Here is an 11,914-nt window from a genome sequence, read left to right on the forward strand (position 1 = left end):
ATTGGGTAAACCTTGTCTACTAGTCCACCTTTGCGCCAGAGTCTTTTACTACCCTAGTCCATTTAGCAATTTCGCCTTTGATGAAATTTGCAAATTGTGCAGGCGTATTGCCGACAGGTTGCGCTCCCATAGCGAGATATTTTTCTCTTACAGAGGGGCTGTTGATGGCAGCCATTAATTCTGTGCTGTCCTTATTCAAAATATCAGCCGGCATATTAGCTGGGCCCACAATGCCAAACCAAGAAGTTGCTTCGTACCCCGGTAAATTTGCTGCCTCAGCAATCGTTGGTAGATCCGGAAAAGCAGGTGAGCGTTTTGCGCTCGTGACTGCAAGGGCTTTTAAACGTCCAGCACGAATGTAATTGATGGATGAAGGTAGGTTATCAAACATGATGTCCACGTTGCCAGCCATTAAGTCGGTAACGGCAGGTGGGCTGCCTTTATACGGCAAGTGCACCATATAGGTTTTGGTCATTGATTTAAAGAGCTCACCAGCCATATGGATCGAGGTGCCGTTGCCGCTAGAAGCCATATTGACTTTGCCTGGATGCTTTTTGGCATAGGCAATAAGGTCATTCACGCTATTAATGTTGTTCTTAGCAGCAAACTCTGGATTTAAAACCAATACGTTTGGCAATTCAGCAACCAGAGTAATCGGCGTGAAGTCTTTGATGGGATCAAACGGCATCTTGCCGCCACCTTGGGTGTAGAGCGGTTGATTAATGCCATGAGTTCCAACAGAGGCCATTAACCAGGTGTAACCATCAGGCGCTGACTTAGCAACAATTTCACCACCGATATTGCCACCGGCACCTGGTTTGTTATCAATGATGACATTCCACTTATTAGTTGTAAGCAGTTCATTCTGAAGTGGTCTAGCTACGTTGTCTGTTGCGCCGCCTGCTGGAAATGGCACAACAAAACGAATCGGCTTATTGGGATAGGTGCTTTGTGCATAAGCGGGAAATGAGAACGCGAGTAAAGCCGACGTGCACGTTAGAGCGGCGCTGAGTCGCACAATCAATTTTGAGTGAATTGCCATTATTACCATCTCCATTTTTAAGGTCTTATCACATTTTCATGTGATGTTATTTATATTTATTTTGCCTATCGACAATGTAAACCATTTCCTAGCGGTTTGTCATTAATGCTTAACAATTGAGCACGCTAGCTTGCTCTATATAAATCCACGACTTACGAAAACTTTTGGCGATTTATCCACAAGGGCTGTGGATAAGTTTTGCATTTCTTGGTCCCGCCGACAGGAATCGAACCTGTATCCCACGCTTAGGAGGCATGTGCACTATCCATTGTGCTACGGCGAGAATGCTCCAAATAATTAAAAGTATGTTAATGAAAGCGCTTGCAGCCTACCACCCACAAAAAGCCCAAACTTGATTAGTAATGGCAATCATTACCTCGGGCGCAAAGTAGCTGGAAAAGACCAAAGCCAAGACAAAGCCAGCGAAGAGGTACAAAGACCAGCGCAAGACACAGCGCTTCCTTATCAGCATCTGATTGTACTTAGGCATGGATCGTTCGAACCAGAGCGCGTTCTTTTACGGGTAAATTGACCAAGAAAGCGAAAACTCCCAAAGCAATAGCAATTTCCCAAACAATGAGATAAGAGCCGGTGCGATCAAATAAATAGCCTCCAAAAAACGCACCACAGAAACTGCCGAGCTGATGGGAGAAGAATACGAGCCCTGAGAGCATTGTTAGGTATTTGACGCCAAATATCTGAGCGACGATGCCGTTGGTCAGTGGGATTGTAGATAACCATAAAAATCCCATAATCGAAGCAAAGATATAAGTGCTCCATGGTGAGAGTGGGATTAACAAAAATCCAGTGATGGCAATAGAGCGACCCAAATATATGCCAGACAATAAATAACGCTTTGGAAAGCGTTGACCATAGATGCCGGCGCAATAAGTCCCAAAAATATTAAAGAGCCCAATCAATGCCAAAGCTGTCGTTGCTACTGCAGGTGCGCCGACTGCTGGAAATACGCTAGATAAATCTTTGAGATATGGCGCCAAGTGCACTGCTATAAAAACAACTTGAAAGCCGCAGACAAAGTATCCCAAGGTAAGCAAGCGAAAACTAGGATTGCGAATTGCCTCTTTCAGAGCTTCTTTAATCGTTTGATCGCCAAGCTGATGTTGATATGCAAAATTCTTTTCACGCAACATAAAAGCCGTCGGGATCATCAGGCTGGCCATCAGACCAAGTAGCAGTAGTGCGTCTTGTGCACCAAAGGCGCTTAATAATCCTTGTTCAACTGGGATCATTAAGAATTGACCAAATGAACCTGCGGCGGCGGCAATGCCCATCGCCCAGACGCGTTTATCTGCCGGGACGTTGCGCCCCAGAATTCCGTAAACCATGCTGTAGGTTGTAGCGGTTTGTGCAAGCCCAATCAGTAAGCCACCGGCGAGGGTGAAATTCATCACATCGTTTGAAATCGCCATGCCAGCTAATCCAAGGGCATAAAGAATGCCACCAGCAATCATGATTTTGAATGCACCATAGCGATCGGCCAGGGCGCCAGTTACTGGCTGCACTGCGCCCCAAATCAGATTTTGCAGCGCAATAGTCAAGGCAAAGGTTTCTCGTCCCCAGCCATTGGCCAAGGTAATTGGCAGATTAAACAAACCAAATCCATGGCGGATCCCCATGGAGAGTGTCACCATGAGGCCTCCAAAGATGAGGACCTGCTTCATCGAGAGCCCTGGTTTGGGGGTAGCGTTGCTCATGACTTAGATGATTCCTTTATCTCGTAGAGATGCAATGGACTCATCATTGAGCTTCAAGCGCTCATGCAAGATCTCATCTGTGTGTTGTCCTAGTGTTGGGGGCGCCATCCGAACCTCCGTTGGCGTTTTGGATAACTTCATTGGGCTTGCGACTAATTTCATATTGCCAACAGTGGGATGAGGCACATTGATTTGTACTTTCCGTGCAATCACTTGTTCATTTTCAAAAACTTCTTTGAAATTATTGATTGGTCCACAGGGAACATTTGCTTTCTCTAGCAAGGCGATCCATTCCGTCTTGGATTTCTTGCGAGTCATTACCTCAAGAAGGGGGATGAGCTTTTTTCGGTGTTCGACACGCAGTGGATTGGTTTTAAATAGTGGGTTATCCGCTAAATGTTCTTCGCCACCAGCACTGACAAAATGTCGATATTGACTGTCATTACCAGCTGCCACAATCATCCAGCCATCGGAAGTGGGGAAGGTTTGATAGGGAACGATGATGGGTGAGGCATTGCCCCAGCGAGCAGGAACAGTTCCTGAGGTGAGGTAGGCGCTCGAGACATTAGCCATCACCGCGATTTGTGTATCGAGTAATGACATGTCAATGTATTGGCCTTCACCTGTTTTATCTCGATGGACGACTGCTGCCAAAATTGCAGTGGTTGCGTACATACCGGTAAAAATATCGGCTATAGCCACCCCTGATTTTTGTGGGCTAGCCCCTTCAAATTCATCCGCTTCACCGGTGACGCTCATAAACCCACCCATGCCTTGAATAATGAAATCATAGCCAGGCCGATGTGCGTAAGGACCGGTTTGTCCAAAACCTGTAATCGAGCAATAAATGAGGTCTGGCTTGATTGATTTGAGACTCTCGTAATCCAGTCCGTATTTCAATAAGTCATTGACTTTGTAGTTTTCAATGACGATATCGGACTCTTTGGCGAGTTCACGAATGATTTCTTGACCCTCTGGCTTGGAGATATCGACTGTAATGGAGCGTTTATTGCGATTGATGCAAATAAAATAGGCAGATTCAGCTGTTTCATTCCCCTGGGCATCTTTAGCAAAAGGGGGTCCCCAGTGGCGAGTATCGTCTCCAACGACCGGTCTTTCCACTTTGATGACGTCTGCACCTAGGTCAGCAAGGTTTTGAGTACACCAAGGGCCGGCTAGCACCCGGCTAAGATCTAGAACGCGTATATGACTTAAGGCTCCCATGCCCCAATTTTGGCATGGATGATGGGGGCTTTGCCGAAAAGTTCGGGTTAAGCTTCAGACATGACTACAATTTGCGCGCATGGCTACCCGTAAAACTTCCGAATATAGTGAATCGTCGATTCAGGTCCTCAAGGGACTAGAACCAGTCCGTCAACGGCCTGGTATGTATACCCGTACCGATAATCCGTTGCATATCATTCAAGAGGTGTTGGATAACGCATCTGATGAGGCTTTGGGTGGGTTTGGTAAGCAAATTATTGTGACCTTACACACCGATGGCAGCGTCAGCATAGAGGATGATGGTCGAGGTATTCCAGTTGGAATGCATCCCACAGAAAAACTTCCAGTAGTAGAAATTGTGTTCACCCAGCTTCATGCTGGCGGTAAGTTTGAAAAAGGCACCGGTGGTGCTTATGCTTTTTCAGGCGGCTTGCATGGCGTGGGAGTTTCAGTTACGAATGCTTTATCCAAGCGCTTAGAAGTCACTGTTTGGCGCGATGGGCAAATTTCTACCTTGACCTTTGCTGATGGCAAGGTGATCGAGAAACTCAAAACGAAACCATCTTCAAAAGAAGATAAGTCCCATGGCACGCGCGTTAGAGCTTGGCCAGATGGAAAGTACTTTGATAGCTCTGCTATCCCAATGCCAGAGCTCATTCGTTTGCTTCGCTCTAAAGCAGTTTTATTGCCAGGCGTCAAAGTTACACTCATTCAAGAAAAATCAGGTGATACCCAAACCTGGCAATACGCTCAAGGTCTGCGGGGCTATTTGAATGAAGCGATTGCTCATGCAGGACATGGCCCCGAAGTCATTCCACCCTTTGAGGGCGAGCAATATGCAACTGGAACTGGTGAAGAAGATTCGTTTGCTGAAGGCGAGGGCGCTGCTTGGGTTGTTTCTTGGACCGAAGATGGTGCTCCAGTACGTGAGAGTTATGTCAATTTAATTCCAACACCAGCAGGGGGCACGCATGAGAGTGGTTTGCGTGAGGGATTATTTAACGCCGTTAAAGGTTTCGTTGAGATGCATGCCTTACAGCCTAAGGGTGTGAAGTTAATGCCAGAAGACGTATTCGCGCGCGCCTCTTTTATCTTGTCAGCAAAAGTTCTTGACCCGCAGTTCCAAGGTCAGATTAAGGAGCGCTTAAATTCACGTGATGCCGTGCGCCTAGTTTCAGGCTACGTTAAATCTGCCCTTGAGCTTTGGTTAAATCAACACGTAGATTACGGCCGCAAACTCGCGGATTTGGTGATCAAGCAAGCTCAAGCGCGTACTCGAGCAGGTCAAAAAGTTGAAAAGAAAAAATCTTCTGGAGTTGCAGTTCTTCCCGGTAAGTTAACTGATTGCGAAAGCCAGGACACTTCACTCAATGAGATTTTCTTGGTGGAGGGTGATTCAGCCGGCGGTTCTGCGAAGATGGGTCGTAACAAGGAATATCAAGCGATTCTGCCATTACGGGGCAAGGTATTAAATACCTGGGAGGCTGAGCGCGATCGCCTATTTGCCAACAATGAAGTGCACGATATTGCCGTTGCCATAGGAGTTGATCCCCATGGTATGAATGACACTCCGGATTTATCGAATTTACGCTACGGAAAAGTCTGCATTTTGTCGGATGCGGACGTCGATGGTTCGCATATTCAGGTTCTGCTCTTAACGCTCTTTTACAAACACTTCCCGAAATTAATCGAGTTGGGTCATATTCATATTTCACGACCTCCGCTCTTTAGGGTTGATGCTCCTGCGCGTGGCAAGAAACCGGCACAAAAGATCTATGCCTTAGATGCGAATGAACTACAAGCCATCGAAGATAAATTGCGTAAAGATGGTGTGAAAGAGTCAGCTTGGCAAATTTCTCGTTTTAAAGGTCTGGGTGAAATGAGCGCAGAACAGTTATGGGATACCACCTTAAATCCAGATACTCGTCGATTGCTGCCGGTTACTTTGGGTGCATGGACAGAGGATGAAACCTTTAAAACAATGGATATGCTGATGGGTAAATCAGAGTCAGGTGCTCGCCGAGATTGGCTAGAAGAGCGCGGTAACGAAGTTGAGGCAGATATCTAATGGCAATCAAAAAGACTCCAACCAAGAACGACGTGAATGAGCAGGCAGATTTATTTGCTAATCCTGTAGAGATGGATATCGTCGAGGTTGATCAAGCCCCGGTTACACCTAACCCATCTGGTAATGGCCCCAAGGATCCACACGATCCCAATACGGTTGATCTAAATGAGGATGGTAAAGACAGTTTGACGCTGGCTGTTTATGCTGAGCGCGCCTATCTTGATTACGCCATTAGTGTTGTCAAAGGGCGTGCACTGCCAGATGTGGCAGATGGTCAAAAGCCAGTGCAACGTCGTATTTTGTTCTCGATGAGTGAAATGGGATTGCGCGCAGATGCAAAACCAGTCAAGAGTGCGCGCGTAGTGGGTGATGTATTAGGCAAGTTTCACCCACATGGTGATCAATCCGCTTACGACGCCTTAGTTCGTCTTGCACAAAGCTTTTCGTTGCGTTACCCCCTCATTGATGGACAGGGAAATTTCGGTTCACGGGATGGCGATGGCGCTGCGGCAATGCGTTATACCGAAGCCCGTTTAACCAAGATTGCCGGCTTATTGCTTAGTGAAATTGATGAAGGTACAGTTGATTTCGCACCAAACTATGACGGTTCTTTTCAAGAGCCAAAGCTTTTGCCGGCACGTTTGCCGTTTGTTCTGCTCAACGGCGCTTCCGGCATTGCCGTGGGTATGGCAACAGAGATTCCATCGCATAACTTACGTGAAGTTGCTGCTGCGGCAATTGCCTTAATGAAATCACCTAAGCTGTCTACAGCAGAGCTGCTTGAAATCATGCCTGGACCTGATTATCCAGGGGGCGCACAAATTATTTCATCAACTGCAGAACTCGCGCAGATATACGAAACAGGGCGCGGCAGTGTCAAGGTACGTGCACGTTGGTCTGTAGAGGAGCTGGCTCGCGGTCAATGGCAAATTATCGTGAATGAATTACCTCCAGCGACTTCATCCCAGCGCGTATTACAGGAGATAGAGGAGATCACCAATCCAAGGGTACGGGTTGGTAAGAAAACCTTAACCCCTGAACAGAATAATCTCAAGTCCACTATCTTAAATGTGCTCGATTGTGTGCGTGATGAATCGAGCAAAGATGCTGCAGTGCGTTTGGTATTTGAACCTAAGAGTAAAAATATTGACGTTAATGAATTCGTCAACCTATTGCTAGCGCATACCTCGTTAGAGTCCAATGCCCCAATGAATTTGGTGATGATTGGTAATGATGGCCGTCCTCGTCAAAAGAATCTGAAAGATATTCTCTCGGAGTGGATTGCATTCAGAGTGGGTACTGTTACCCGTCGTACGCAACATCGTTTGGGCAAAGTAAAAGACCGCATGCATATCTTGGAAGGGCGTCTAACCGTTCTTCTGAATATCGACAAGGTGATTAAGATCATTCGCAATAGCGATGAGCCTAAGCAAGATTTGATTAAAGAATTCAAGCTCACAGATCGTCAAGCTGAAGATATTTTGGATATTCGTTTGCGTCAATTAGCTCGTCTTGAAGGTATCAAAATTGAGCAAGAGCTCAAAGAGCTCAAGTCAGAACGCGACGATTTAGAGGGTTTGCTACAAAACGATTCGATCTTACGTAAACGCATCATTAAAGAAATTGAAGCGGATATGAAAGATTTTGGGGATGATCGCCGCACTCTGATTCAAGAAGATAAGCGTGCTGTAGCCGAAACTAAAGTCATTGATGAGCCAGTAACCGTCATTGTTTCTCAAAAAGGTTGGGTCCGTGTACGTCAAGGTCATGAGCATGATGCAACCCAATTTGCCTTTAAGGCAGGTGATGCGCTCTATGCAACCTTTGAAGTGAGAACGGTAGATGTCATCCAAGGATTTGGTAGTGATGGGCGGGTTTATACAGTCCCAGTTAGCGAGCTACCGGGTGCACGTGGAGATGGCTCTCCATTAACCAGTTTTGTGAACTTGGCAGCAGGATCGCAAATGGTGGCTTATTACGCTGGTCAGCCCGATGACTTAGTGTTGCTTTCCACTAAGGCGGGCTATGGCTTCCTGGCAAATGTCTCTGATATGAGTACCCGCAATAAGGCCGGTAAGTCATTCATCAGTGTTGATCTCAAAGTTCCGGGTGATGCTCCCTTGGGGGCAGCTAAAGTCCAAGTAGGCATGAAGCAGGTAGCCTGTTTGTCTGAAGCTTCTAAATTATTGGTATTCCCATTAGACGAGTTAAAGCGTCTTCCGACCGGTGGTAAGGGTGTGATTCTCATGGGCTTGGATGATAAGGAAGCTCTTGCTTCTGCGATTGCTGTTGGTCCAAGCGGTGCAACATATTCTGGTGCTGGTCGTGCAGGTAAGCCGACTGAGCTGAGTCTAGATGCGAAGACGCTGAAATCATTTGCAGGTAATCGCGCACGCAAAGGACATTTCGTTGAGCCAAGACTCAAGGATGGCAAGCTCAAGGCAAACTAAGTTTTTACTTGGTTTGCTGAGACTTGCTTATTCCTTTTTAGGGATGCTAATGCCGTATTTGACGGCAATGACTTCGGCCAAAATTGAGACCGCAATTTCTGGTGGCGTGAGAGCGCCAATATAAAGCCCCACTGGACCATGGAGTCGATCAACTTGTTCTTGATTGAGATCGAACTCTAAAAGACGCTCTTTGCGCTTTTGGGTGTTTTTACGACTGCCTAAAGCCCCTACATAAAATGCTGGTGATTTGAGTGCTTCCATTAAAGCCATGTCATCCAACTTTGGATCGTGAGTCAGTGCAACTACAGCAGTGTGTGGGTCAACTCCAATTTCTAGCAAGACATCGTCAGGCATGCCTTTAAAGAAGCTGACGTCCTCACGATGAATGCCTTCGGCATATTCTTCCCGTGGATCAATGACGATCACTTCAAAGTCAGAGGCTAAGGCAAAGTCTGCGGTGTACAGAGAGAGCTGTCCTGCACCAATGATGACCATCCGCCAACGTGGACCATAGGTTGTGCACATTACTTCTTCAGTGCAGCTAAATGCATCCTGACGTGTGCCAATTGATAAGTTTGATTTGCCTGATTGCAGATCAACAGTACGTCGGACAATTTGATGGGATGAGATTTTATCTAACAGCTGCCCTAAAACTGCCAGCTCAGGTTTAGGTTCAACCAGCAGTCGAAGCGTACCTCCGCAAGGCAATCCAAAGCGAGCAGCTTCTTGCTGGCTCACGCCATAAACAACCATTTCAGGTGTATTGCGGGTTAAGATTTCTGATTGAACTCGTCGTATTAGGTCATCTTCTACGCATCCGCCGGATACCGATCCTGCTACCTGTCCATCCTGACGGATGGCTAGCCATGATCCAAGAGGGCGGGGCGCTGAGCCCCAGGTTTGGACAACCGTAGCAATTGCAACGGGGTGACCTTCTTTGAGCCAAGATACCGCAGTTTTAAGGACGCTTAAATCGGTGCTGTTCATGCTATCTCTAATTTCTCTATCTTATTTTTATGATTGCTAGCTACTTAATTCACAATTCCTATTTATTATCACTCTAATGAGCACGTCCCGTCTGACTTCTGAGTCCCCCAATCTGCGTTTAGCTATATTGCTGTTAGCTGCAGGCCAGGGGAGCCGCATGGGTACATTTCCAAAGGCTTTAATAAAGAAATCAGGTCAGAGCTTACTTAAACGTTTTTGCCTAGCTGCCCAAACGTTAAATCCTGTCCAGTTGCTACTAGTAACCGGCTTTCATGCGCCAGCAATTGAGGGGCATCTACAAAGCTTCATCAACGAATTGAACTACCCAGTAAAGGTTTTGCACAATTCCCAGCCAGATAAAGGTCAAGGCTCATCGATTCGCTTGGGATTGGAATCTACCACCAAAAATTATGACGTGCTCTTAGTCGCCCTATCAGACCAACCGGAGATTGGCAGCGCAGAGATACAAGCATTGCTTGAGGAGTACCAAAATAAAGACCCAGATCAAGAAATGATTTTGCCTATGGTGGATGGTCAGCGTGGCAATCCAGTGCTGTTTTCCAAAAAGTCTATTGAGGCTATGCTAGAAATTCCAGGCATGGTGTGCAGACCCTATATGGATACCCACACAGAAAAGGTAAAGCAATTTATTACGAAGAACAGGGCCTATCTTGTGGATGTCGATACAGAGGAAGACATCCAAAGACAGGCATTAGCAAAGTAGTCATTGGCTCGAAGTTTGGGTTTAAATTTCCGCAATTAATTCAATTTCAACGCAAGCACCTAATGGTATTTGGGCTACGCCAAATGCACTACGCGCATGTTTACCTGATTCTCCAAAAACTTCAAAGAGCAATTCAGAGCAGCCATTAATAACCAAGTGTTGCTCGGTATATTCGGCCGTTGAATTCACTAAGCCCATGACCTTAACAATGCGCTTTACCTTGTCTAAAGAGCCCAGATGATTTTGCAGGGTAGCGATGAGGTCTATGGCAATCGATCGCGCGGCAGCTTTACCAACTTCCGTCTCCATATCCTTGCCAAGTTTACCTACCCATGGTTTGCCATCCTGTTTTGCAATGTGGCCGGATAAAAAAACAGTGTTACCCAAAGTGGCTGCCATCATATAAGCTGCTGCCGGGGGACCGGGTGGAGGTAAATCAATGCCGAGGGTTTTAAGGCGTTCAAGAATTGTGCTCATGGAGGCTTTCAAAAAGTGAAATTGAAAAAGATTGAATAAAAATATCTTACTTGGAAAGTTGGCGCATGGCACTTTCTAGACCATTTAATGTTACCGGGTACATCCGATCTTTCATGAGGTTGCGCATAATGTCGATCGACTGACGATACTGCCAAATAGACTCTGGCTCCGGGTTTAACCAGGCAAAGTGTGGGAAGTGTTCCAGCAATCGATTGAGCCATACGGCACCCGCTTCTTTATTGTTATATTCCACAGAGCCATTGGGACTTAGAATTTCGTACGGGGACATCGTGGCATCCCCAACAAAAATTAGTTTGTAATCAGGACCATATTTATGAATGATCTCCTGCGTGGCGGTGACTTGGTCTCTGCGTCTGCGATTGCTTTGCCATAAGTTTTCATAGACGCAATTATGAAAGTAGTAATGCTCTAGGTGCTTGAACTCGGCTTTTGCGGCAGAGAATAGTTCAGCGATTCGAGCAATATGATCATCCATAGAGCCACCAACGTCCATCAGTAGCAATACTTTCACTTGATTGTGTCGCTCAGGTCGCATCTGAATGTCGAGCATCCCAGCGTTTGCTGCCGTAAAGTGAATGGTCTTATCAAGATCAAGTTCTAAGGTAGAACCTTCGCGAGCAAAACGACGCAAGCGTCGCAGGGCAACTTTAATATTACGGGTTCCTAAAGCTAAATTGCCGTCGTAATCTTTAAATTCTCTAGCTTCCCACACTTTGATGGCTGTTCGATTGCCTGCACTTTCACCACCTATGCGAATGCCTTCTGGATGGTATCCGCTATGACCAAATGGGGAGGAACCACCTGCGCCGATCCATTTATTGCCACCCCCATGCCATTCCTTTTGCTCCTTGAGAAGTTCTTCAAGGCGTTTTTTTAAAGCATCTGGACCGCCTAATTTCTGCAAAGCAGCTTTTTCCTCTTCAGTCAGAACCCGTTGTAATTTCTTCTCGAGCCAATCTAGTGGAATGTCTGGAGAAAGGGCGATGATCTGTTCAACCCCCTGAAAGTAACTTCCAAATACTTGATCGAATCGATCGAAGTATTGCTCATCTTTTACCAAAGTCATTCTGGCTAATTGGTAAAACTCATCAATCGAAGGTTGAATGACGCCTTTCTTAAGAGCTTCCAAAAGCGTTAAATACTCCCTGACAGAAACGGGAATTTTTGCCTCTTTGAGCTTAAGAAAGAATTGAATCAACATCGACT

General features: G+C 46.2%; 9 protein-coding genes and 1 tRNA gene. 3 read left to right on the plus strand and 7 right to left on the minus strand.

The window, feature by feature from the left end:
* Nucleotides 1-19 precede the first annotated feature (19 nt).
* The 4 genes from ICN47_RS10015 to ICN47_RS10030 form a co-directional block, all read right to left on the minus strand.
* Nucleotides 20-1,042 (minus strand): tripartite tricarboxylate transporter substrate binding protein, encoded by a 1,023-nt coding sequence (locus ICN47_RS10015; protein ID WP_216219802.1) that lies wholly within the window; start codon nt 1,040-1,042, stop codon nt 20-22.
* A 208-nt stretch (nt 1,043-1,250) separates the two neighbouring features.
* Nucleotides 1,251-1,325, minus strand: a tRNA-Arg gene (locus ICN47_RS10020).
* Nucleotides 1,326-1,524: 199 nt separating this feature from the next.
* Nucleotides 1,525-2,757, minus strand: coding sequence for an MFS transporter (locus ICN47_RS10025; RefSeq protein WP_216219803.1), 1,233 nt, complete (start codon nt 2,755-2,757; stop codon nt 1,525-1,527).
* A gap of 3 nt (nt 2,758-2,760) precedes the next feature.
* Nucleotides 2,761-3,981: a CaiB/BaiF CoA-transferase family protein gene (locus tag ICN47_RS10030; RefSeq protein WP_216219804.1), complete on the minus strand. Its 1,221-nt coding sequence runs from the start codon at nt 3,979-3,981 to the stop codon at nt 2,761-2,763.
* Nucleotides 3,982-4,060: 79 nt separating this feature from the next.
* Between ICN47_RS10030 and ICN47_RS10035 the strand changes: the two genes are divergently transcribed.
* Entirely contained in the window at nt 4,061-6,049 is a 1,989-nt protein-coding gene (locus ICN47_RS10035) for a DNA topoisomerase IV subunit B (RefSeq protein WP_216219805.1), read from the plus strand.
* A 71-nt stretch (nt 6,050-6,120) separates the two neighbouring features.
* Entirely contained in the window at nt 6,121-8,499 is a 2,379-nt protein-coding gene (gene parC / locus ICN47_RS10040) for a DNA topoisomerase IV subunit A (RefSeq protein WP_216219889.1), read from the plus strand.
* Between the two features lie 27 nt (nt 8,500-8,526).
* Here parC and ICN47_RS10045 read toward each other — a convergent pair whose 3' ends face one another.
* Nucleotides 8,527-9,486: an XdhC family protein gene (locus ICN47_RS10045; RefSeq protein ID WP_216219806.1), complete on the minus strand. Its 960-nt coding sequence runs from the start codon at nt 9,484-9,486 to the stop codon at nt 8,527-8,529.
* Between the two features lie 76 nt (nt 9,487-9,562).
* Here ICN47_RS10045 and ICN47_RS10050 point away from each other — a divergent pair, with 76 nt between their 5' ends.
* Nucleotides 9,563-10,210: an NTP transferase domain-containing protein gene (locus tag ICN47_RS10050; RefSeq protein ID WP_216219807.1), complete on the plus strand. Its 648-nt coding sequence runs from the start codon at nt 9,563-9,565 to the stop codon at nt 10,208-10,210.
* A 21-nt stretch (nt 10,211-10,231) separates the two neighbouring features.
* On the opposite strand, the gene ICN47_RS10055 is transcribed toward ICN47_RS10050, so the two are convergent.
* Together ICN47_RS10055 and ICN47_RS10060 are read right to left on the minus strand one after the other, a co-directional pair.
* A complete protein-coding gene (locus tag ICN47_RS10055; RefSeq protein WP_216219808.1) occupies nt 10,232-10,687 on the minus strand; it encodes a RidA family protein in 456 nt (151 codons plus the stop codon).
* A 46-nt stretch (nt 10,688-10,733) separates the two neighbouring features.
* Nucleotides 10,734-11,909: a VWA domain-containing protein gene (locus ICN47_RS10060; RefSeq protein ID WP_216219809.1), complete on the minus strand. Its 1,176-nt coding sequence runs from the start codon at nt 11,907-11,909 to the stop codon at nt 10,734-10,736.
* Nucleotides 11,910-11,914: the final 5 nt, after the last annotated feature.

This window comes from Polynucleobacter sp. AP-Latsch-80-C2 (assembly GCF_018882185.1).
Classification (GTDB): Bacteria; Pseudomonadota; Gammaproteobacteria; order Burkholderiales; family Burkholderiaceae; genus Polynucleobacter.